The organism is Streptomyces anulatus (genome assembly GCF_014650675.1).
GTDB classification, from domain to species: Bacteria; Actinomycetota; Actinomycetes; order Streptomycetales; family Streptomycetaceae; genus Streptomyces; species Streptomyces anulatus.
In genome coordinates this window covers 386,457-409,185 of the sequence record NZ_BMVK01000004.1, presented here as the reverse complement: position 1 = coordinate 409,185, position 22,729 = coordinate 386,457, and the positions used below count along the sequence as shown (strand labels likewise).

General features: G+C 70.0%; 18 protein-coding genes and 1 tRNA gene. 11 read left to right on the top strand and 8 right to left on the bottom strand.

Annotated features, from left to right (window positions below; translation table 11 throughout):
* Positions 1-328 precede the first annotated feature (328 nt).
* Positions 329-802, top strand: a complete 474-nt coding sequence (locus IE272_RS13450) for a MarR family winged helix-turn-helix transcriptional regulator (RefSeq protein ID WP_050362067.1) — start codon at positions 329-331, stop codon at positions 800-802.
* A gap of 271 nt (positions 803-1,073) precedes the next feature.
* Positions 1,074-2,357, top strand: coding sequence for an MFS transporter (locus tag IE272_RS13445; RefSeq protein WP_190006989.1), 1,284 nt, complete (start codon positions 1,074-1,076; stop codon positions 2,355-2,357).
* 224 nt (positions 2,358-2,581) lie between these two features.
* On the opposite strand, the gene IE272_RS13440 is transcribed toward IE272_RS13445, so the two are convergent.
* Complete coding sequence (locus IE272_RS13440) at positions 2,582-3,070, bottom strand: MarR family winged helix-turn-helix transcriptional regulator (RefSeq protein WP_050362068.1); 489 nt, start codon at positions 3,068-3,070, stop codon at positions 2,582-2,584.
* A gap of 126 nt (positions 3,071-3,196) precedes the next feature.
* Between IE272_RS13440 and IE272_RS13435 the strand changes: the two genes are divergently transcribed.
* A complete protein-coding gene (locus IE272_RS13435; protein WP_190006917.1) occupies positions 3,197-4,846 on the top strand; it encodes a DHA2 family efflux MFS transporter permease subunit in 1,650 nt (549 codons plus the stop codon).
* Between the two features lie 173 nt (positions 4,847-5,019).
* On the opposite strand, the gene IE272_RS13430 is transcribed toward IE272_RS13435, so the two are convergent.
* Positions 5,020-5,469, bottom strand: coding sequence for a carboxymuconolactone decarboxylase family protein (locus IE272_RS13430; protein WP_073959524.1), 450 nt, complete (start codon positions 5,467-5,469; stop codon positions 5,020-5,022).
* Positions 5,470-5,551: 82 nt separating this feature from the next.
* Between IE272_RS13430 and IE272_RS13425 the strand changes: the two genes are divergently transcribed.
* From IE272_RS13425 to IE272_RS13415, 3 genes are all read left to right on the top strand, one after another.
* Positions 5,552-6,430 carry a sigma-70 family RNA polymerase sigma factor gene (locus IE272_RS13425; RefSeq protein WP_098891749.1) on the top strand — a complete coding sequence of 293 codons (879 nt, stop codon included), beginning with the start codon at positions 5,552-5,554 and terminating at the stop codon, positions 6,428-6,430.
* A 264-nt stretch (positions 6,431-6,694) separates the two neighbouring features.
* Entirely contained in the window at positions 6,695-6,997 is a 303-nt protein-coding gene (locus IE272_RS13420) for a trypco2 family protein (protein WP_050362072.1), read from the top strand.
* A 39-nt stretch (positions 6,998-7,036) separates the two neighbouring features.
* Complete coding sequence (locus tag IE272_RS13415) at positions 7,037-10,648, top strand: serine protease (RefSeq protein WP_190006916.1); 3,612 nt, start codon at positions 7,037-7,039, stop codon at positions 10,646-10,648.
* Between the two features lie 217 nt (positions 10,649-10,865).
* Here the strand turns inward: IE272_RS13415 and IE272_RS13410 are convergent.
* Positions 10,866-10,939: transfer RNA gene (locus IE272_RS13410), tRNA-Pro, on the bottom strand.
* Between the two features lie 127 nt (positions 10,940-11,066).
* On the opposite strand from IE272_RS13410, the gene IE272_RS13405 reads away from it, so the two are divergent.
* Both IE272_RS13405 and IE272_RS13400 read left to right on the top strand, forming a co-directional pair.
* A complete protein-coding gene (locus tag IE272_RS13405; protein WP_190006915.1) occupies positions 11,067-11,777 on the top strand; it encodes a thiamine pyrophosphate-binding protein in 711 nt (236 codons plus the stop codon).
* A 74-nt stretch (positions 11,778-11,851) separates the two neighbouring features.
* On the top strand, positions 11,852-12,754 hold the full coding sequence (locus IE272_RS13400) for a transketolase family protein (RefSeq protein ID WP_190006914.1): 903 nt from the start codon (positions 11,852-11,854) through the stop codon (positions 12,752-12,754).
* 257 nt (positions 12,755-13,011) lie between these two features.
* Here the strand turns inward: IE272_RS13400 and IE272_RS13395 are convergent, their stop codons facing one another.
* Entirely contained in the window at positions 13,012-13,410 is a 399-nt protein-coding gene (locus tag IE272_RS13395; RefSeq protein WP_073959525.1) for an MmcQ/YjbR family DNA-binding protein, read from the bottom strand.
* A gap of 222 nt (positions 13,411-13,632) precedes the next feature.
* Between IE272_RS13395 and IE272_RS13390 the strand changes: the two genes are divergently transcribed.
* Both IE272_RS13390 and IE272_RS13385 read left to right on the top strand, forming a co-directional pair.
* Positions 13,633-17,133, top strand: coding sequence for a ThuA domain-containing protein (locus IE272_RS13390; RefSeq protein WP_190006913.1), 3,501 nt, complete (start codon positions 13,633-13,635; stop codon positions 17,131-17,133).
* An 8-nt stretch (positions 17,134-17,141) separates the two neighbouring features.
* Positions 17,142-18,014 carry a sugar phosphate isomerase/epimerase family protein gene (locus tag IE272_RS13385; RefSeq protein ID WP_057666995.1) on the top strand — a complete coding sequence of 291 codons (873 nt, stop codon included), beginning with the start codon at positions 17,142-17,144 and terminating at the stop codon, positions 18,012-18,014.
* A 60-nt stretch (positions 18,015-18,074) separates the two neighbouring features.
* Here IE272_RS13385 and IE272_RS13380 read toward each other — a convergent pair whose 3' ends face one another.
* The gene (locus IE272_RS13380; RefSeq protein ID WP_190006912.1) at positions 18,075-19,025 is read right to left on the bottom strand and encodes an NAD-dependent epimerase/dehydratase family protein; all 951 of its coding nucleotides are present in this window, start codon (positions 19,023-19,025) and stop codon (positions 18,075-18,077) included.
* A 184-nt stretch (positions 19,026-19,209) separates the two neighbouring features.
* Between IE272_RS13380 and IE272_RS13375 the strand changes: the two genes are divergently transcribed.
* Positions 19,210-19,623 (top strand): hypothetical protein, encoded by a 414-nt coding sequence (locus tag IE272_RS13375; RefSeq protein ID WP_057666991.1) that lies wholly within the window; start codon positions 19,210-19,212, stop codon positions 19,621-19,623.
* A gap of 112 nt (positions 19,624-19,735) precedes the next feature.
* Here IE272_RS13375 and IE272_RS13370 read toward each other — a convergent pair whose 3' ends face one another.
* The 3 genes from IE272_RS13370 to IE272_RS13360 are packed head-to-tail and all read right to left on the bottom strand — an operon-like array spanning position 19,736 to position 22,475.
* Positions 19,736-20,566 carry an ABC transporter ATP-binding protein gene (locus tag IE272_RS13370; RefSeq protein ID WP_190006911.1) on the bottom strand — a complete coding sequence of 277 codons (831 nt, stop codon included), beginning with the start codon at positions 20,564-20,566 and terminating at the stop codon, positions 19,736-19,738.
* Entirely contained in the window at positions 20,563-21,585 is a 1,023-nt protein-coding gene (locus IE272_RS13365) for an ABC transporter substrate-binding protein (RefSeq protein WP_007449918.1), read from the bottom strand. Before IE272_RS13365 ends, IE272_RS13370 begins: the two co-directional genes overlap by 4 nt.
* Positions 21,586-21,611: 26 nt before the next feature.
* Positions 21,612-22,475 carry an ABC transporter permease gene (locus IE272_RS13360; protein WP_032791394.1) on the bottom strand — a complete coding sequence of 288 codons (864 nt, stop codon included), beginning with the start codon at positions 22,473-22,475 and terminating at the stop codon, positions 21,612-21,614.
* Between the last annotated feature and the right edge of the window lie 254 nt (positions 22,476-22,729).

Sequence of the window (22,729 nt, the reverse complement as noted above, 5' to 3'; positions counted from 1 at the left end):
CTAGGCGGCCCCAGTGACAACGCGTCCGGACCCCCTCCTCGTCGTCCCGCGGACCGCACCCCAGCAGGACCGCCTTCGCGCCCACCGTCGCCCCGATGTCCGGTCCGCCACACCACGGGAACCCGCCGGAGCGACCGCCGGAACACCGGACGCGAGGCTCAGGAGCGAGGACGACGTCTTGCCGGGCAGCCGCCCGTCGCCGGCCTCCTCATGCCGAGCCAGGCTGCTCGTGGCCGTCGTCGAGATCAACTCCTTCACTTGCCAGGGAAAGCATTATCACTTGCTTGGGCAAGTGGTCCGAGTTGCTCGGGCACGTATGATGGGGCTCATGGACACTCAGTCGCCCTGGCTCGACGACGACCAGCAGGACCTGTGGCAGGCGCTTCTCACCGTCGTCATCGCCCTCCCGGCGGCCCTGGACCGTCAGTTGCAGCGGGACGCGGGCATCTCCAACTTCGAGTACGGGGTCCTGGCGCAGTTGTCCATGGCCGACGAGGCCACGATGCGGCTCAGCGAACTGGCCCGGCTCTGCGACAGCACCCAGCCCCGGCTGTCGAAGGTGATGGATCGGTTCGAAGCCCGCGACTGGGTCGCCCGCCGAACCGACCCGGGCGACGGTCGATACACCCTCGCCACGCTGACCGACGCCGGCCGGCAGAAGCTCGTCGAGAGCGCACCGGAACACGTCGCGCAGGTGAAGCGGCTCGTGTTCGATCCGCTCAGCGCCGCTCAGCGCCGCCACCTCGAGGCCGCGCTGACCCGCATCGCCGCTACCGTGCGCCGGGAAACCGAAGGAGGCTGAGCGGCGCCCACCGGGGCCGACCGCCAGGCCGAGTCGGAGCGGTGACCGAGGCATCGACGCCGATGCCGGTGAGGACGGGACCGGCCCGACCGGCACCGGCTCTGCTACGTTGACCGCATGTTCCTCTTCCGTGCCTAGGAGCCCGAGATGACCACGCCCACCGGGCGTGGCCCTCGCTGCCCATGCACGTTTGAGCGCCTATCACCTCGGCGCCGCCTCTCCGAGGAACATGAACATGCCTGCGTCTTCCATCACCCCTTCCTATGCGGCTGTGCTGCGCACCCGCCATGCCTGCCGCACGTTCGGCGCCGCACTGCTGGGCCGGCTCTCCTACGGAATGGTCTCCCTGTCGCTGGTGCTGGCGATCAAAGAGGCCACCGACTCCTACGCCGCGGCCGGCACCGTCATGGCTCTGTTCGGGCTGACCAGCGTCCTTCTCTCGCCGACCCGTGCCGGTCTGGTCGACCGGTACGGGCCGCGCCGAGCGCTGCCCCCCATGGCCGCCGCCTACGCACTGCTGCTGACCGGACTGGCTTTCGCGACCTCGTGGCCCGGCACCTCAGGCATCCTCCTGGGGGGCTTGGCCGTGCCCGCCGGAGCATGCACACCGCCGCTCGGCCCGGTGATGCGGACTCTGTGGCGCGACATGGTTCCCGACCCGCGGCTGCTGCAGCGCGCGTTCAGCCTGGACACGGTCGCCGAGGAACTCCTGTTCGTCACAGGACCACTGCTGGTGGGACTGCTGCTGCACATCGCGACACCATCGATCGGTCTCGCGGTGAGCGCCGCACTCGTACTGACCGGCTCACTCGCCCTGGCCTCATCCCCGGCGGTCCGCGGCGGGGTTGGCCACAAGAAGGCCTCCTCCGGGCCGGCGCCGTGCGAGGAGTTCGACTCCGGCGGGCAACCCGCCCCGCCGGGTCGACGGCCGCTGCAAGGCGGCGCCGGGCTGCGTCAGGCGATCGCCGTTTCCGCCACGGTGGGCATATGTCTGGGCGCGTTCAATCTCCTGGTGATCGCCTTCGCCGACGAACACCGGAACCCTGCGGCGGTCACCTGGATCCTGGCCGCGCTGTCCGGGGGCAGCGCCATCGGCGGCCTGATCTACGGCGCCGTCCCGTGGCGCGCGTCGAGCAGGCTGCGGCTGGCATTCCTGGCGGCGGCCTTGGGACTGACGCTGGCCGCGACGGGGCTTTCCTCCCATCCCTACGTACTCATCGCGTGGGCGGCGCTCAGCGGGCTGTTCATCGCCCCGGCCATCACCACCACCTACCTGATCGCCGACGAGTACGCCCATCCGGCCGCCCGCACCAGAGCGGGCGCATGGGTCAACACCGCTTTCAACGCCGGTTCAGCGGGTGCGACAGCCGCAACCGGGCTGCTGGTGGGCCGCCTCCCCCTGCCCGCATGCTTCGCACTCGCCGCGGCCCCGGCCGTGCTGTCCGCGGCAACAGCCCTGCACCGGCCCCGTCGGCTTGCCGCAGTCACCGCCGCCCCTCCGGTGAGCGAACGGATCCCTGACGCAGAACAGCAGGCGCCGGCAACGAATGAGTGATCCGGGAGCCGGGCGTTCGGCCTTCTGACCACGCTGCCGATCCGCCCAGGCCCGAAGGATCATGCGTGATTCTTGCGCTCGTCGCGGTGGTGCGACCGCTTCGACCTGCCGGCGCATGTCCATCCGGCCCGCGTCGGCCCGGGAGAGCCGGCCCGGTCAGGATGCGGAGCGCGTGGTGACGGCCGATCCGGACGCGCGGCCGTGGAGGCCGGGCCGGTTGGGCATCAGGTCTTCTCCGTCCGCTCGGCGATGTACGTGTCCATGCTCGCGCTCAGGTCGGCGAGCAGGGCCTCGAAGCCGGCCAGCACCTCCGGTGGGTGCCCGGCCAGCACGGCGTCCAGGCGGACGCCCAGGGGCCGGAAGAACTCGTCGGCGCGCTCCTGGACATGGGCACTGCTGCGCAGGGTGATGACCCGGCGGTCGGTGTGCTCCCGGCTGCGGATGATGTGCCCGGCCTGTTCGAGCCGGTTGAGCAGGGCGGTCGTCGCGCTCGGGGAGAGCAGGATCCGCTCGCTGAGGCGGGCCGGGGACAGCGGGGCGCCCCGCTCCTCCGCCGCGGCGACCTCCAGCAGCGCGGTGGCGTCCGTGGAGTGCAGGCCCAGCCAGTCGGCGAAGAGACGACTCAGCTCGGTGAAGTGGCCGCCGTAGGCCCGGAGCCCCTCGATCAGCCGTTCCCGCTGTTCCGCCACACCGCTGTGCGCCGATTCCTCCACGGCCAACGCCAACGCCACCCTTCCTCCGAGATCCGGCACCCGTGTGTCCCCCATGGGCCGCGCCGCACCTGCGGCTTTTGACAACCTACCGCTCCGAATCTACTTTCTTTGTGGAACTATTCCACGATGGAAGGACTTCTTGTGCGTGAACCGACTACCACCCGCCGGTGGCTCGGCCTGATCGCGATCGCGCTGGGCGTGGCATTGATCGTGGTGGACACCACGATCGTGAACGTGATCGTCCCCTCGGTCATCGAGGACCTGGACGCCACCTCGGCCCAGACACAGTGGATCCAGGAGTCGTACGCGATCGTCTTCGCGGCGCTGCTCCTGCTCACCGGCCGGCTGGCCGATATCTTCGGCGCCCGCCGGGTCTTCCTCGGTGGTGTCGTCGTCTTCGGTGCGACCAGCGTGCTGGCCGGGCTCGCACCCAACAGCGGGCTGCTGATCGTGGCGCGGTTCCTCCAGGGCGCCGGAGCGGCGATGCTGCTGCCGACCTCCCTTTCCCTGCTGAAGGCGACCTTCACCGGCAAGGCACGCGGCCAGGCGTTCGCCGTGTGGGGCTCGACCATCGGCGCTGCCGCCGCGCTCGGCCCGCTGCTGGGCGGCTGGCTCGCCGAGCACGCCTCCTGGCGCTGGGCGTTCGGCATCAACGTGCCGCTGTCCGTGCTCGTCGGGGCCGGTGTACTTCTGTACATGGCTCCCTCGCCCCGGACCCTGGGCCGTATCGACGTACCGGGCGCGCTGCTCTCCGTCGCCGGTCTCGGGCTGCTCGCATTCGGCCTTGTCGAGGGACGTACGTACGGGTGGATCGTCGGCGTGCACCCGCTGGAGGTCCTCGGCCTCACCTGGTCCGGCGGCCCCTCGCCCGTCCTGGTGGCCCTGGTCCTGTCGGCCGCCGCCCTGTTCGCTTTCGTACGGAGGCAGACCGCCCTGAGCCGCAGGGGTGACGCGGACCGGGTCCTGATGGATGTGAGCCTGTTCTCCATCGCGTCGTTCCGGAGCGGCAACATCGCCACGCTGATCATCGGAATCGGCGAGTTCGGCGTCGTCGCGATCCTGCCGCTGTGGCTGCAGTTCACTCTCGGCTACAGCGCCCTGCAGGCCGGTCTGGCCCTCGTCCCTGTCGCCATCGGCTCGTTCGTCGCCAGCGGCGCGAGCTTCGGTATGGCCGCCAAGGTCCCCCCGCTGCGCCAGCTGCGCGTCGGCCTCGCGCTGGAGGTCGTCGGGCTCGCCGGAATCGGGCTGATCGCCGCCCCGGACAGCTCCTGGTGGTCCGTCTCCCTGGTGCTCTTCCTCTACGGAATCGGCGTCGGTTTCGCGACCGCCCAGGTCACCAACGTCGTCCTCAACGACATCCCCGAAGCCAGCTCTGGACAGGCATCCGGGATTCAGAGCGCCTTCCGGCAGCTCGGCTCCGCGCTCGGCATCGCCGCCCTGACCACGGTGTTCTTCACCACGCTCAGCACCCGGTTGAACGACCGGCTCACCGACGGCGGCCTGCCCACGGGCGAGGCGGGCCGGCTCACCGGGGCCGTCACCGACAGCGCGGGAGCCGCGATCGGCCCCCTGGCCGCGAACCCGCAGACGGTCTCCGTCGCGGACGCGGCCCGCGCCGCGATGACGGACGGCGTGGTCCTCGGCGGCTACGTCGCCGCCGGATTCGTCCTCCTCGGACTCATCGCGTCCTTCCTCATCCCCGCTTCCCCCGCTTCCCCCGCGGCCGCTGCGGGGGAAGCCGACCCGGCGGCGGTCCCGGAGGCCATGACCCGCTGACGGTCCGCCGACGCGCTTTCCGGCCTCACGCTGATGCGTGAGGCCGGAAAGTGAAGTCCGAACCGGAACGGCGTCTTGCCCTCTTGGACCGGAAACTCCTCCACGGAGCAGCCGTTCCCAGCACGTCGACCGAGGCTGCGGCCCCGGGCCGGTATCCGAGGTGACCGCCCGGCTCACCAGGTCTTGCCGGCCTGCTCCCGGACCGTCCGGTTGATGCGGTTGAAGAAGTTGGTCAGCGCGATCTCCAGCGTGATCGCTCCCAGCTGCTCCTCGCTGAAGTGGTCGGCGGCGGCGTCCCAGATCTCGTCGGTCACGCCCGGTGCGCCGTCCTGAAGCCGAGTGGCGGCCTCGGTCAGGGCGAGGGCGGCCCGCTCCTCCTCGCTGAAGAACGGCGTCTCACGCCAAGCGACCACGTTGTGCAGCCGCTCCTCCGTCTCACCGGCCTTCATCGCCGCCCGGGTCGTGGCCCATATGCAGGGGCTGCATCCGTTGATCTGACTGGCGCGCAGGTGGACCAGCCCCAGCAGCCGCTGGTCAACTCCCCCGGCGTGAACCGCCTTGTAGAGGTGCTGGATCGCCGTGGTCACGTCGGGATCGGCCGGGCTTGTCATGCGTGCTTCCATCGGTCCTGCTCCTTCATCGGTTACCTGCGCCCTTCCGGGCCCGTCATCCCCATGACGGAGCAGAGCCGAGGAAGGTAACGACATGTACGACACCAACCCGAGAGACACGATGTCCGAGGCGTTCGAGGCCCAACGCGACCGGCTGCGCGCGGTCGCCCACCGCATGCTCGGATCACACGCCGACGCCGAGGACGTGGTCCAGGAGGCCTGGCTGCGGCTCTCCCGCCAGGACTCGACGACCATCCACAACCTCGCCGGCTGGCTGACCACGGTGGTCGGCCGGATCAGTCTCGATGTCCTGCGGTCGCGCCAGGCCCGCCCGGAGTCGTCCTACGACGACCGCCTGTCCGAGCTCGTGGTGACGCTCGACGACGGTCCCGCTCCCGAGGACGACGCGGTGCTCGCCGACTCGGTCGGGCTCGCACTCCTCGTCGTCCTGGAGTCGCTCGGGCCGAGCGAGCGGCTGGCGTTCGTCCTGCACGACCTGTTCGCGGTGCCGTTCGACGAGATCGGCCACATCCTCGGCAAGTCCACCGCCGCCGCCAAGATGCTCGCCAGCCGCGCCCGCAGGAAGGTGCGGACGGCGGAGCGCCCGACCGGTGTCGGTCAGGAGGAACGAGAGGTCGTCCAGGCCTTCCTGGCGGCGGCGCGTCGCGGGGATTTCGAGGAGTTGCTGCGAGTTCTCCACCCCGAGGTGAAACTGACCGTCGACACCCCGTCCGGCACCGTCGTCGCCCTTGGCGCCACCAAGGTCGCAGCCGGCGCGCACCTGTCCGCCGGCGCAGCCGCACAGGGGCGAGCGGTGCTCGTCGACGGCCTCCCAGGAGTCGTCTCCTGGCGCGAGGACGGCACCCCGCTCTCGGTCCTCGCGTTCACCGTCGCCGACGGCCGGATCACCGGCATCACGGTCATGGCGGACCCGTCGAAGCTCGCACTGATGGACCTGCCCGATCCGGCGTGAGTCCCTGCCGGGGCGGTACGCCCGGCCCGCTTCGGCGGGCTGCACGGCCGCGAAACTGCTGAACTTGTTCAGGATGAGAGGGAGTTCCTGCGATGCCCACCCTGTGACGGGGGCGAAGGAGACGGAGGAGACCGCATCGAAGCCGACCCCCACACATCTTCGGCCCAACCCTCTACCATGGTTGGGTGATCAAGCAGGCCGTCTCCATCACCATCATCGTACGGACACGATGGCAGCCGGGAGCGGTCCAGAAGAGGGGGACTGGTGGAGATCGGCTTGGCGGAGACAATCAAGGCGCTGCGTGGTGAGTTGGCGCAGGCGATGGCGGACGCCGAGGGTCAACCGGTCCGACTTCGAGTGCAGTCGGTGAAGCTAGACGTACAGGTCGCGGTGACAGCATCGACAGAGGCCCAGGGCGGGGTCAAGTTCTGGGTGCTGTCGGCTGGCGGTAAGGCGACCGGAGGTGCCTCCACCACGCACACCGTGTCCTTGGAACTCTCGGCCGAGACGGCCAACGGCGGCTCCGTCCTGACAGATTCGGGGCGTGGAGCCGTTCTGGAGGACTGACCTCGTGGATGAGTCGTTCCTCCGAGATTGGCATCCACTGTGGCTGATCTGATCGCCGCGCAGCAGCCCCTGGAGCGTGTGGCCATGGTGGTGCGCCGCGGATCTGACGGCTTCCCTCGTTTCGCTGCTTCCGGTTTCATGCTCGCCTCACGACTGGCCATCTCCGCCGGCCACGCCTTCACTCAACCCGGTGACAGCTATGAGGTGAGACTTCCCGGGCAGTCGACGCAGAGGCTTCAGGTCACCGCAGTGCTGCGGCACCGGATCGACGAGGTGGACCTCGCCCTCCTGGTTCTCAGGGAGGGCGGGCCCGCCATCCCTCCCGCCCGGTGGGGCGTTCTGCCCCGAACCGTGGAGTCGGTACCGTTCATCGCGATCGGGTTCCCCGACCATGCGTCGCGTCAGGATGTGCCGAAAACGCGTCAGTTGACCGGGGCGATCCTTCTGGGCTCCTTCCTGGGGGGCCACGAGATGGAGCTGTCCCTCAGCAGCCCTGCGCCGATGGAGTCAAGCGGATCTCCCTGGCAGGGGGTGTCCGGGGCAGGGATCATCACGCAAGACGGCGTTCTCGTCGGCGTGTGTACGAGCCACCACGTTCCATCCGGCGCAGCGAGCCTCACCGCGACCGACCTCTCCCAGGTGTCCCGAGATCCTGAATTCGTGCGCCTGCTGGCCGAGCACGGGGTGGAGCCAGTGACGCCGGGGGAGGACATCGCGCCGACGCCGTTCGACCCAGCCGCGCGCGGCCGCGTACGCACTCATGCCGAGGTCATGCGGCGCCTGCTCGGACGACGCAGCTTTCTCGACGAGGAGCACTTGCCCTTCATCCATCCGGGGATGGACCACGCATCGCATCCTGACCACCTGTTCGCCCGGCTGAGCACTGGCCGTTCACGAGGGGCACTACTGGTCGGACCAGCCGGTTCGGGCAAGACGCGGACGTGCTTCGAGGTCGCGCACCGGGCGGACCGCACGGGCTGGCAAGTCCTGCACGTCCAGCCAGACAGCGCCGTGACGGTCGACGACGTGGCCGCATCCATCTTCTCGTGCGCCCGCCGACGGGTGCTGCTGATACTGGACTACCTGGACGCCTGCTCACAGGTCGACCTGCGCGTCCTCGCCGAAGTGCTGATCCCAGAGGCCAAGCGACGTGGCGTGACCGTGGCGTGCCTTGCCTCCGTGCGGCCCGGATCCCTGCACACTGTTCAGCTTCGTGGCAGCAGCCAAGTGGCCGACGAGCTCTATGTACGAGAGGACTGGCCACACCAGTCCGCGATCATCGACCAGGTAGTCCGCCACGCAGCACCGGAAACCGTGCGCCGATGGGGGAACGAGGCACTCTCCCAGATCTGCGGGAGGCGTCCGGTGATCGCGCTGTTGATCGCGCGGGCGATCGAGGAGCGGGGGCTGGCCCACCGCACGGCGGGGGTCGCGGCATCGGTCCGGCCCGGCGAGCTGCTGGACTGGCTGCGCGAGGGCATGCGCCGGGACGTGCTCGCCACGAGCCCTGGACTCAGCCCCTCCCCCTTGGGTATCACTACCCCTGCCATCGAGCAGCTGGCCTTCACCGTGGCGGTCGCGGCGAGCCCGCAGTCCCGGATGGTCGTCGAACAGGCCATCGACACGTTCCTCACGGTGGCTGGTGGGCTGGCCGTTCCGTTCGGAGGGCGGCGCGTCGTCGACACGCTGATCTCTCTCGGGTGGCTCGATGAGGTTGGCGGTCAGCTGGTCGTGGTGCACGACATCGTCACCGACGAACTGCTGCTGCAGTCACTGATGCCTTCTCCCGGATGGAGCGTCGACGCAGCCGCTGCCGGTGCGCTCTTTGCCGCATTCACGCGACATGCACGTACGTTCTCCGTATTCACCGGCCATCTCCGACGGCTGGCCGTCGACATGGCAGTGCTTGGCCCCGCCCATCGGATCGCTGCCCTGGAACGCTTTTGCGGGGAATGGCTTACGGCCCACGTGGATCCGCTCGGCCACCTCTTGGCGGGTGCCGGTGACGACGGCGGCCAGGCGCTGCTGACGATGGTGACGAGCCGGCCCTGGCAAGGGTTCGACCGTTCTGTGTGGAACACACTGGTTGCTCCCTGGCTCTCCCGCGCCGAGGCCGACCACACCGCGCAGCCATTCCTTACCGCCGCCCTGAGAGGCATGGATCCCGCTCCCGCATTCCTTGTCGAGGCTGCCGTCGGATGGCTCGTTCGCCGGGGCGGACAGACCGACACGGAGTATCTTCTGCTCGCGCTGATCGAGCGCCCCGACCTTTCGCCGAGCACCGAGAACCTGGTGGTCGACTGCACCCTCGCCTGGGTGTCTTCCCGGCCCGACTGGCGTCATACGCCCGCGCTGTTGAAACGTCTGCTCGGCATGGACCACTCCAGGGATCGACTGCATGGAGTGGTCGCGGGCGTGCTGGCGTGGCTCACTCCGTACCGGTCCCTCGGAGTCGCACCCGTGATCCGTGCCTTCCTGCAGCGTACGGACATCGACACGGTCGCCCGCCGGAAACTCGTGGACCACGGCCTCGTGTGGCTGCGTTCCAATCTGCGCCCAGGCTCGAACATCGGTCCGGAACTGTGTGCTCTGCTCGAAGACGACTGCCTCCCGGACCCGGACCGCGCGACATTGATCCGAAGCGCACTGGACTGGCTAGAGACGGGAGGGGTGTACCCGAGCACGGGCCGAGTAGTGCAAAGACTCCTGTCCACGGACGGGTGCCCGCCGGCGCTGCGCCCCAGGATGATCGCCGTCGCACGTTGGTGGGCGGCTGAGGGACCTGCCGACCACCCGGCAGCCTCCCGCGTCCTGGGCACGTTGCTGTCCGCCGACAGCGTGGCGGACACCGCAGCCCTTCTCCTGGAACGGCTGAGGTCGCAACCTGAAGCCCAGTCCGCCCCGGCCATACTCCTTCGCCTGCTCATCCACTGCGAGGAACTCACCCAGGAACAGGCTCGGACCGCCGTCACGCTCACCTTCACGTGGCTCGACGGCCACCCGGAGCACGAGGCGTTCGGTTCCGTTCTAGGCTCCTTCCTTCGCGTGCCGGACCTGCCGTCCGCACAGCTGCAGCGTGCCATCCGTCTCGGATGCGCCGCGCTCCTTGCACATCCAGATGATCACGTGCTCATGGCCGTCATGCTCAGCCAGCTCGATGGGCTGACGCGCGATCAGGCACGGTCCCTTGCGGACGTCAGCCTGCGGTGGCTCGCCTGCCATGGCGGCAAGGTGCAGCGCCCGGTGCTCGCCTCCTTCCTCACACGCCCAGACCTGTCAGTCGAGCAGGCACGTATCGGCATCGACATCGCTCTGGACCGTCTGAGCACCGACCGGTCGATGAAGTCCCGCTCCGTGCTCTCCGGTGTCCTGCGCCACCCGGCCCTCGACGAGGACCGACGATCCCGCGCCGTCGACAGCGCCCTGCGCTGGCTCGAAGAGCACGACATGGGGCCGAAGGTACGTCTGGTCATCGAGGATCTACTCTCCCTCACGGCACTCTCGCCGAGCCAGAGAGTCCACGTGATGCACCTGGCAGCCGGCTGGTTGACCCGGCATGAAGACCTGCCGTACGCGGATCGCCTCCGCTCGGCGCTCGATGCCTCGCGGGAACGCCTCGGATCCGACTCAGGATCGACTGCCCGGTGCTGACCGGCTCGAAGGCGCTACGACAAGGTCGCTGCTGTCTACGAGACCGAATCCACCCGGCTGCCATCGGCAGCCGCTCCGTCCACGCGGCCGACTTGCACCTGTAGTGCACCTTGACTGGTCAAGAAGCGTCGCAGGATTTGGGGACTGGTCCCCACGCATAACCAAAGGGCCGTCTCAGATTGCTCTGAAACGGCCCCTGATCTGCGACTCTTTCGAGTCGGGACGACAGGATTTGAACCTGCGACCCCTTGACCCCCAGTCAAGTGCGCTACCAAGCTGCGCCACGTCCCGTTGCCCGTCTGACCTGGGGTTTCCCCTGGCTGAACGCGCATGAGAACAATACCGCACTCCAGCAGGTGGTCACCAACACCATTCCGGGCTTGACCTCAACCACGGTTGATGTTGAACGCTCGGTGTCATGACGAACACGACCGCCGCGCCGGTACGCGAACTCCGCGAATTCCATGACCTCGACCGCCTGATCGCCCTCATGACCGGTGCCGAGAAGCACGCCCCCGCCGCCCATTCCACGCTCGACGCCCTGTGGGTGCTCTACGACAAGGTGCTCCGCGTCACACCGGACACGGTCGACGACCCCGGGCGGGACCGCTTCCTGCTGTCCAAGGGGCACGGGCCGATGGCGTACTACGCCGTCCTCGCCGCGCACGGCTTCTTCGGCGAGGAGCTGCTGCCCGGCTTCGGAGCGTACGACTCACCGCTCGGCCACCACCCGGACCGGCTGCTGGTGCCGGGGGCGGAGATCGGCAGCGGGTCGCTGGGGCACGGGCTGCCGCTCGCCGTCGGAACCGTGCTGGGGCTGCGCGCCCAGGGCCTCACCGATCCCCGGGTATGGGTCCTGATCGGCGACGCCGAGCTGGACGAGGGCAGCAATCACGAAGCCATCGCCCACGCGGGCCCCGCCGGGCTCGAACAGCTCCACACGCTGGTGATCGACAACGCGTCCGCCACCCACGGCTGGCCCGGCGGGATCGCCTCCCGCTTCGCGTCCGCCGGATGGGCGGCGGTGACCGTGGACGGTCGCGACCACGAGGCCCTGTACGCGGCGTTCACCACACCCCACCCGGGCAAACCGTTGGCCGTCGTCGCCCACGTCGAACCCAAGAGCTGACCTCACCACCCCCGTACGACCACCACCGCGCGACCGCCGCTCCGCTGACCGGAGCCCCCGGGAAGGACCCCTTCATGGACACCATGCGTGACCGATTCATCAGCACCGCCTCGCGGCTCCTGCACGAGGAGCCCCGGCTGGCCGTCGTCCTCGCCGACATCAGCGCCGACGGCTTCGAACCGGCCCGGCGCGCCCACCCGGACCGGGTGATCAACGTCGGCATCCGGGAACAACTGCTGGTCGGGGCCGGTGCGGGGATGGCGCTGACGGGAATTCGGCCGATCGTGCACACCTTCGCCAGCTTCCTGGTCGAGCGACCGTTCGAGCAGGTCAAGCTGGACTTCGGGCACCAGGGTGTCGGCGGGATCCTGGTGAGCGCCGGCGGCTCGTACGACTGGCCGGCCGGGGGCTTCACGCACATGGCCCCCGGTGACGTCGCCCTCATGGACACCCTCGACGGCTGGACCGTGCACGTGCCGGGCCATCCGGACGAGGCCGAGACCCTGCTGCGGGAGTCGGTCGCCGGCGACGACCGCGTGTACGTACGCCTCTCGCTCCAGGCGAACCGGGAGGCGCTGCCGGTGAGCGGCACGGCCGGGTTCACCGTGGTGCGCGAAGGGCGGCGCGGGACCGTGATCGCGGTCGGCCCCATGCTCGACAACGTCCTCGCCGCCACCGAGGGACTGGACGTCACCGTGCTGTACGCGACCACCGTGCGGCCGTTCGACGCGGCGGGGGTGCGCCGGGCCGCCGGTGCGGCCGCGAACGCGGACGTGGTGATCGTGGAGCCGTATCTGGCGGGCACCTCCGCCGCCGCGGCGGGCGAAGCACTGATCGACCTGCCCCACCGGGTGCTCGGGCTGGGGGTGGGACGTGCCGAGCTGCGCCGGTACGGGCAGCTGGAGGAGCACCTCACGGCGCACGGCCTGGATCCGCGGGGTCTGCGGGAGCGGATCACCGGATTCCTGCGGCCCTGATCCGCGGGCCCGCACACCGGACCTGCACGGCCCAGCCCGCACGCCCGCACCGCCCGCCACACCCGTCAGCCCGGCCCGTCAGCACGATCCGCACGCGCCCGCGCCGCGAGCCGCATCCGTCAGCCCGGCCCGCACGCCACCGCACCCGTCGACCCGGCCGGCAACGTCCGCCCCGTCAGCCCGGCGCGCTCGCCACCGCACTCATCAGCCCCGCCCGCACACCCCCGGCCGCCACCGCTTCCGGTGACCCGCCGCGCTCACCCCTCGTCCTCCCCCGCCGACTCCTCCCCCGCCACGTCCAGCTCCGGGTGCGCCGCCGCCAGCCGGCGCGGGGCGACCTGCCGCCAGGAGTCGGCAAGGATGGCGGCCAGCTCGGCCTCGTCCTCCAGGGCGGACAGCCTGACGCGCATCCACGCGTAGTGGTCGTCGTGCCCCTCACGGATGAAGAACTTCTCCGGCTCGGCGGCGATCAGCTCGGCGCGGTCCTCCCGGGGGCACTTCACGCCCATCGCCGTCTCGTCGTCGCCGAGCGAGGCGAAGATCTTGCCCGCCACCCGGAAAGTGGGCTGCCCCCAGGCGAGCTTCTCCGTGGTGTCGGGCAGGGACAGGGCGGCCGAGCGGACATCGGCGGCGGTGATCGCGGCGTCGGCGGTCATCCCGGGCCTCCGTTTCGAGGGGTGCCGGCGGCTTGTCGCCGGGATTCGACCGTAACGCCCGGCACCGACATCCACGCGCGACCGGGCCCCGCGCCCCGCGCGGCACGGTGGGCCCTGCAGACCCATTGACCCCGTCGGAGAGCTGAACCTACTCTGAACGGCGTACTTCAGAAAGCGCTTTCTACACCCCGCAGTCGGCATCTACCGCACAGGGAGCGCCCCATGAGACGCCGTTCGTTACGCCGGGCCGGCCGCGTCGGTCGATCCCCCGGCGGCCCGTCCCCCCTCATCGCCCTCACCTCTCTCCTGGCACTGGTCCTCGCCCTGCTGGTGGCGTCGCCGCCCAGCGCGCAGGCGGCCGCCTCGTACCGGGTGCTCGTCTACTCCGAGGTCACCAACTCCGACCATCCCTCGATCCCGGCCGGGATCGAGGCGGTGCGGAAGCTCGGAGCCGAGCACGACTTCGAGGTGGAGGCCACCGCCGACTCCTCGGTCTTCAACGACGCCGACCTCGGCCGGTTCCAGGCGATCGTCTTCAACAACACCAACTCCACCCCGGAGACGGGTGACCTGCTCAACGCCGAGGAGCGGGCCGCACTCCAGAGGTACATCCGGGCGGGCGGCGGCTGGGTGGGGCTGCACTCCGCTTCCGCCAGCGAACGCGACTGGGAGTGGTACGAAGGCCTGGTCGGCGCGATCTTCGACAAGCACCCCACCCCGCAGACCGGCCGGGTCAAGGTCCTCGACCACGCGCACCCCTCGACCCGGCACCTTCCCGACCTCTGGGAGCGCCAGGAGGAGTGGTACAACTGGCGCACCAACCCCACGTCCAAGGTGCACACCCTCGCCCAGATCAAGGTGCGCGACGGGATCGACGGGCTCGACGAGGGCGTGGACCACCCGTTCTCCTGGTGCCAGAACTACGACGGGGGCCGCTCGTGGTTCACGGCGGGCGGGCACGACAAGGCGTCCTTCCAGGAGGAGGGGTTCGTCAAGCACCTCCTCGGCGGCATCCAGTGGGCGGCCGGCGCGGCGGAGGGCGACTGCACCGCGACACGCACGGGTTCCTTCCAGCGGACCCCGCTGGCCACGAGTGACCTGGCCGACCCGTTCGAGCTGGCCGTCGCTCCCGACCGCCGGGTGTTCTTCGCCCAGCGGACCGGAAAACTGAAGGTGATCGACCAGGAGACGATGAAGGTCTCCACCGCACTGGACTTCGCGTACACCCCGGAGATGACCAGCCAGTCGGACGGGCTGCTGGGGCTGACGCTCGACCCCGGCTTCGCGGAGAACAACTGGCTCTATCTCCTGTACTCCGACAAGGTCGAGAAGCGGCTGAACCTGTCCCGTTTCACCGCGGACGGCAACACCGTCGACCCGGCGTCCGAGAAGCGGCTGCTGACCGTGCCGACACTGCGCGGTGAGGGCCGGGCCAACTCGCACATGGCCGGTTCGCTCACCTTCGACAAGGACGGCAACCTGTACGCGGCGACCGGCGACAACACCGACCCGTTCGCATCCGACGGCTTCACCCCGATCGACGAGGGCGAGGGCCGCCGCGCCTGGGACGCGCAGATGACCGCGGGCAACACCAATGATCTGCGGGGCAAGGTCCTGCGGATCACGCCCGAGGACGACGGGACGTACTCGGTCCCCGAGGGGAACCTCTTCGCCCCGGGTACGGAGAAGACCCGGTCCGAGATCTACGCGATGGGCATGCGCAATCCGTTCCGGATCACCACCGATCCGCTGAGCGGAGCCCTCATGGTCGCGGACTACGGCCCCGACGCCCGCGCGGCGAAGCCGGACCGGGGCCCGGAGGGCACGGTCGAGTACACCCGCATCACCGAGGCGGGCAACTTCGGCTGGCCGTACTGCGTCGGGAACAACACCCCGTTCAACGACTACGACTTCGCGACGAAGACGTCCGGGCCGAAGTTCGACTGCTCGGCGCTGGTCAACGACTCGCCGAACAACACCGGCCTGCGGGAGCTGCCCCCGGCGCAGCCCGCCACGGTCTGGTACGCCTACTCCGCCTCGGCCGAGTTCCCGGAGGTGGGCACCGGCGGGGGCGGCCCGATGGGCGGCCCGGTCTACGACTACGACCCGGACAACACCTACCGCACCAAGTTCCCGGAGTACTTCGAGGGGAAGGCGTTCAACTACGAGCTGACCCGGCGCTGGTTCAAGACGTTCTCGTTCCAGAGCGAGGACCAGACCTTCACCGATCCCCGGTTCGACCCCGTGAAGGCGGGGGACCTCCAGTCGGTCAACGGCATCTTCGAGGACATGGAGTGGAACCAGCCCTTCGACGCGGACTTCGGTCCTGACGGAGCGATGTACGTCATCGACTTCGGTCTGGGCAGCGGCACCGGCCGGGGCGGCAGCAACGAGGGCGCGGGCATCTACCGGATCGACTACGTCGGCGACGGCCGGCTGCCCGACGCCAAGATCTCCGTCGACCGGGACAGCGGAACGGACCCGCTGACCGTGAAGTTCTCCAGCGAGGGCTCGGGCCTGCCCGGCGATCAACCGGTCGGCTACGCCTGGGACTTCGACGGCAACGGCACCACGGACTCCACGGAGGCCGACCCCACGCACACGTACACCGCCAAGGGGCTGCACACCGCGCGGCTGACCGTGACGGGCCCCGACGAACTGACGGCGCTGGCGGTGCAGGACATCACGGTGGGCAACACCAGGCCCGAGGTGAAGATCCAACAGCCGCCGGACGGAGGGATGTTCAGCTTCGGGGACACGATCCCGTTCACGGTGAAGGTGACCGACAAGGAGGACGGCCGGAGCGGTCCGATCGACTGCTCGCGGGTCGTGGTGCAGTCGCAGCTCGGCCATGACACCCATCTGCATCCGCTGGACAACTACACGGGCTGCACCGGCGAGATCGTCACGGACGCCGGGGACAGCCACGGTCCGGGACAGAACCTCTACTACGGGATCACCGCACAGTACGAGGACAAGGGCGCTCCCGACGCCCCGGCGCTGACCGGCTCCACCTCGCTGACCCTGCGCACCTCCTTCCGTGAGGCCGAGCACCGGACGACGACGGGCGGTGCGAACGGCGGTGCGGACATCGGCAGTCGGGCCGACGCGTCCGGCGGGAAGCGGCTGATCGAGATCGAGGACGGCGACTGGATCGCCTTCGACCCGGTGAACCTCAAGGGCGTCGAATCGGTGACGGTCGGCGCGTCCTCCGGCGGGCTCGGCGGCACGGTGGAGTTCCGGGCCGGCTCTCCCACCGGCGCACTGCTGGGCTCGGTCAGGATCCCGAACACCGGCGGCTACGAGAAGCTGGTCTCTCCGACGACGAAGCTCAAGAACCCGGGCGGCACGACCACGCTGTACGCCGTCTTCACCAACCCGGACTGGAGTCCCGACAAGGCCGATCTGCTCTCGGTCGACTGGCTGCACTTCAACGGTCCGGGCGTGGAGAAGAAGGCCGGGACCAAGGTGACGGTGAAGGCCGGACCCGCGTCCGGCACCGCTCCCCTCGCCGTGTCGCTGAGCAGCACGGTCAGGCCCGCACAGGGCCGCACGATCGCCTCGTACCACTGGGACTTCGGCGACAACGTGAAGCCGTCCGGACCCGAGGGCGCGACGGCGAAGCACACCTATGACCGCAAGGGCGCCTACACCGCGCGTCTGACGGTCACCGACGACAAGGGCGACACGAGCACCGGCGCCGTCCGCATCGACGTGAAGTGAGGAGCCCCATGGGTACGCAGCACGTGAACGGAGCCCGAAGAGCCTTTCTCGGTACGGCGTTGGGGGCGGTGGCCGCCGTCGGGATCGGCGCGGCCCCGGCCGCGGCGGCCGGCCGGCGGGGTCGCCGGCGCATCCCCCGGTCGGGGATCGGGATGCACCTGTACACCATGCGGACGCCGCTCGCAGCGGACTTCGCGGGGACGCTGGAGCAGCTCGCGGAGATCGGGTACGCGACGGTCGGCGTCAGCGGCCGGCACGGCAACTCCCCCGCCGCGATCCGGCAGATGCTGGACCGGAACCGCCTCAAGGCGGTGCTGGAGCACGTCGGCTACCCCATCGTGACGGGCTCCGGGCTGCCGCAGGCGCTGGAGGACGTCCATACGCTGGGCGGCAAGTGGATCGTGGTGCCGAGCCTGCCGGGTTCGCTGCACTCGCCGGACGGATACCGGGAGGTGGCACGGCAGTTCAACCGGGCGGGGCTGGCCGCCCGGGAGTCCGGGCTCAAGCTGCTCTACCACAATCACGGCGGCGACCACGAAGTGGTGGACGGCGTCAGCCTGTACGACATCCTGCTGAACGAGACCGATCCGGAGTTGGTCGGTTTCGAGCTGGACCTGTACTGGGCGGCCAAGGGCGGCTCCTCCGATCCGGGCGAACTGTTCGTACGGCACCGGGGCCGCTTCCCCGCGCTCCATGTGAAGGACATGGCGCCGAACGGGGACTTCGCGGACGTCGGGTCGGGGATCCTGGACTTCCCTGCCATGTTCGACACAGCGCGGCAGGGCGGGGTGAAGCAGTGGCTGGTGGAGCATGACGCCCCGGCCGATCCGTTCGCCTCGGCGCGGGCCAGCTACCGGTATCTGTCCCGGCTGCGCTACTGAACGAGGGTGTCGGCGGTCCGGCCCCGGGTGCGCGGTACGGCGCCCGGGGCCGGACCGCGTTCAGTGCTGGGCGGCGAGGAGTTCCGCGTACCAGGCGAGGGTGGCGTCCAGCGCCGTCTCCAGCGGGGTGGGGGCGAGTCCGTAGGCCTTCTCGATGGCGGAGGAGTCGAGGATCTGCGGTTCGGTGTGCTGGTAGAACATCTCGGCGTACTCCGCCATGAAGGTCTCGTCGAACGGGCCGAAGGGGCGGGGTTCGGCGACGACGGCGAGGTCGATCGGCCGGCCGGTGCGCTCCTCGACGAGCGCCAGGATCTCGCGGGTGGTGCGGGCCGGCGCGGTGGGCAGGTGCCAGACGCGGCCGTGGGCGTCCGGGTGTTCGCCGAGGGTGGCGAGGCCGGCCGCGACGTCCTTAATGTACGTGTAGCTGTGCGGCAGGTCGATGTCGCCGAGCGCGGGCACGGGCTGCCCGGTGAGCGCGGCGGGGAAGACGGCTCCGCCGAGCGTGGAGTTGAGGACGCCGGGCCCGAGGAAGTCGGCGGAGCGCCCGAGGACGACGGGGAGCCGCCCCTCGTGGTGGGCTCCGAGATAGCGGGCGTCGAGCTCGGCGCGCATCCGGCCCTTGCGGGTGGTGGCGTTCCACGGGGTGTCCTCGGTCATCACCTCGCCGTGCGTCCGCCCGTACGGGTAGAGCGTGTCGAGGACGACCAGACGCGCGCCCTCCGCGTCGGCGGCCCCGAGGACCGCCTCCTGGATCCTCGGCATGACCTCCACCTGGAGGTGGTAGCCGACATTGACGCAGTGGTACACGACGTCGGCCCCGGCCACGGCCGCGCGGGCGCCCTCCGGGGTGGCGACATCGGCGGCGTACCGCTCGACGCCCTCGATCGCGGGCCCGTTCCCCGACCGGTCGACCAGCCGGACGGGCCGCCCCCGGCGGACCAGCTCGCGGGCGAGGGCGGTTCCGGCGGGTCCCGAGCCGAGGACGGTGTGCAGGGGGCGGGAGGCGGTCATGAGGGGTCCTTTCGGGCAGCGGCGGCCAGGGCGCGGGAGAGTCCGGGCCGGGTCCAGCACCACGAGCGCCCGTCTACGGCCACTCGCTTTAGTTATAGACCATAACTCTCACTAGATAGTCTCGCAACGCCTTCGGTTAGAGTCCTTAACGAAGCTGAGTTCCCTTACCGGGAGGGGTGCCGGGATGAACATCGCCACGGTCCACTGGTCGGCCGCCTGCGACACGTGCGGGGCGGATCTGCGCTGTTCGGGAACGCAGGCGGTGCTGGACGACCGCCTGCGGTGGGACGAGGAGCACCGGTGCTCCCGCTGCGACTCGACGGTGCTGGTGTGCGGCGACGCCCTTCCCGACCACCTGCGCGCCCGGATGCTCGCCGAGCACGGCGCAGCCCGACTGGTCCTGGCGGAAGCCCCTGTCCGGCGGCTGCCGATCCTCCGCGTCCTGCGGACCGACGGCGGGCGGACGCTCCCCCAGGCACGGGCGCTGCTGGAGCTGATACTCGGCGGCGGCCACCACGGCACCGGACCCGAGATCGAACTGTTGGCGCGCAGGCTGCGCGCGGCCGGCATCGCGGCCGAAGCGGTGCGACAGCCGTAGCCCTCCCGCCGGGAGCAACGCGTCCCGGACGTCCCGGACACCCCCGACGCGATACGTGCCGGGCAGGAGGCCTGCCCGGCACGTATCGCTTCCTTTTCGGCCCCTCGGCCCCTCAGTCGTGTGCGGACACCGCGCCCAGCAGATCCCGGACGTGCGCCGCCGCGGCTCGGAACTCCGGGCGGCCCAGCGTCTCGCTGTAGTCGCGCTCGGCGGGCAGGCCCACCTCGATGACCTCCGTGACGGTGCCGGGGCGCGGGCTCATCACCACGACCCGGTCGGCCAGGTAGACGGCCTCCGAGATGGAGTGCGTGACCAGCAGGACCGTGGTTCCGGTGGTCCGCCAGATCCGGTTCAGCTCGGTGTTCATCTGCTCGCGGGTGAGGGCGTCGAGCGCGCCGAACGGCTCGTCCATCAGGAGGACCGGCGGTTCGTGCAGCAACGCCCGGCAGAGCGCGACGCGTTGCTGCATGCCGCCGGAGAGCTCGTGCGGGTAGGCGTCCTCGAAGCCGGTCAGTCCGGTCATCCGGATCAGGTCGTCGGCCCGTTCGCGCGCCGACGCCGGCTCCATGTGGCGGATCTCCGCCTGGAGCAGGATGTTGCGCAGCGCCGAGCGCCACTCCAGCAGGGCCGCGCGCTGGAACACGTAGCCGATGTCGTGCCGGGGCCCGGTGACCTGCTCGCCGCCGAGCAGGACCTCCCCCGAGGAGGCGGTGAGCAGGCCGGCCACCAGCTTGAGAAGGGTCGACTTGCCGCACCCCGACGGTCCGACGATGGCGACGAACTCGCCCGGCGCCACGTCCAGCGAGACATCGCCGATCGCGGTCACATCGCGCTTCTTGCTGCGGAAGCGGACCGACACGTCCGCGAGCCGGACCGCCGCCGCCGGACCCGTGCCGGCGGTGGACCCGGTGCGCGACGTCGTCCGCTGCTTCTGCATCGTCATCCCTTCAGCGCCTTCTCGGTGTCCCAGTACTCCCCCACGGCCTTCGGCTTCGTGACCATGCCGGCCTCGGCGAACACGTCGATGGTCTGCTGCCAGTCCGCCTCGGTGTTGACGCCCGGCGCCTTGCCCTCGGTCGCCGCCGTGTGGAGCAGGGTCAGCGTCGTCGCGAACTGCTCGGACAGCACGGCCTTCGGCGGCAGTTGCTCGGAGGCCCCCTCCATCGCCGCCACGGCCGGTTCGGGCGCCTTCGCGGCGGCCGCCCACGCCTCGCTGACCGCCTTCACCATGCGCTCCGCCACCTCCGGCTTCGAGCTGAGGATCTTCTGCCCGGCGAGCAGCCCGTTGGAGTAGAAGTTCAGTCCGTGCTCGGAGAACCGGATGTAGGAGACCGGCTTCTTGGCCTTGTCCTGCATGATCGGGCCCTGGTCGCTCGCGTAGCCGAGCAGCCCGTCGGTCTTCCCCGAGATCACCGCGGCGATCTTGCCCGCCGGGTCGGTGTTCTGGACGGTGACGTCCGATTCCCCCATGCCGTTCTTCTTCAGGAAGATCGGGAAGGTCTTGGACAGCGCGTCCCCGGCCGTCCCGGCGATCGTGCGCCCCTTCAGATCGGCCGGCCCGTCGATGCCCTTGGCGTCGAAGGACTGCACGGAGGCCGGGGTGGTCTGGAGGAAGACGCCGAGGCTCTTCACCTGGACGCCCTGGTCGACGCCCGCGAGGAGGGCCGGGGTGTCGGCCCAGCCGAAGTCGGTCTGCCCGGCGGCCGTCGCCTGGACCGTCTTCTGGGAGCCCTGACCGGCCCGGATGTCCAGGTCGATGCCGTGCTTCTCGAAGATCTTCTGCTGCTTGCCGTAGTAGAACGGGGCGTGTTCGCCGTACGGATACCAGTTGAGGGTCAGCGTGACCTTGTCCAGCTTCTTGCCGGAGTCACTGGTGGTGGTCGACGCGTCCTCGCCGCCGCAGGCGGTGGCGGCCACCAGGGCGAGGGGTACGACACCGATCAGGAGTCTGCGCGCATGCATGGGCTGGCCCTTCTCGCGACGGGGATTCAGAACGTGGTGGTGGCCGAGGACTCACGCCGGCTGGCGTGCCACGGCAGGAGCAGCTTCTCGGCGATCTCGACGACGACGAACAGCACGACGCCGATCAGCGACATCACCAGCAGCCCCGCGAAGAGCATCGGGGTGTCGAGGTTGCCGTTGGCCTGGAGGATGACGTAGCCGAGCCCTTCGTTCGCCCCGACGAACTCGCCGACGACCGCACCGGTCACCGCGAGGGTGACGGCCACCTTCAGCCCGGAGAACAGGTGCGGCAAGGACGCCGGGAACCGGATCTTCACGAAGGTCTGCCAGGGCTTCGCCCCCATGGTGGCGGACAGTTGGAGCATCTCGGGGTCGACCGCCTTGAGCCCGGTGACCATCGAGATCACCACCGGGAAGAAGGCGATGAGCACGGCGATGAGGATCTTGGGGGCGATGCCGAACCCGAGCCACACCACGAACAGCGGGGCGATGGCGATCTTCGGCACGACCTGGGCGAAGAGCAGGATCGGGTAGAGCGTGCGCTCCACCGTAGAGGAGTAGACCATCACCACCGCGGCGAGCACCCCGACGGCGACCGCGATGACGAAGCCGAGGAGCGTCTCGTACGTCGTCACCCAGGTGTGCTGCCAGAGGTACCCGGTCTTCGAGGTCAGGACGTCGAGCGTGGCGCCGGGCGACGGGACCAGATAGGGCTCGATCAGCTCGGCGGCCGCGATCACCCACCAGACCACCAGGGCGGCCAGCAGCAGGGCGAGGGGCCGCCAGCTCTGCTCCGCCGCGCGGGCGAACCGCTCCCCGGTCGTGGGACCGTCCCTTCGGGCGACCCCCGCCACATCGGCGGGGCGCTTGGCCAACGCGCTCTGGCTCACGGTGAACTCCCTGGACTTCGGGGGCAGTTGTGGAGACCTGTGTCATGCTGCGATGCTGCGGACCCTGACGGTGAAGGCGCTTTCAGAAAGCGCTTTCTGGTAAGGTGCCGCCACGCTAATGACTGCTCCCTCGCACGGTCAATAGGTCGTCCCGAAGTTTCGGGGCCCTGCCACCACCGCACCCCTGGGGGTCGAGTTGAGTGAACGGGAAACACCGGTCCACCCCGATACGCGACGGCGGGCCCCCGCCGCCC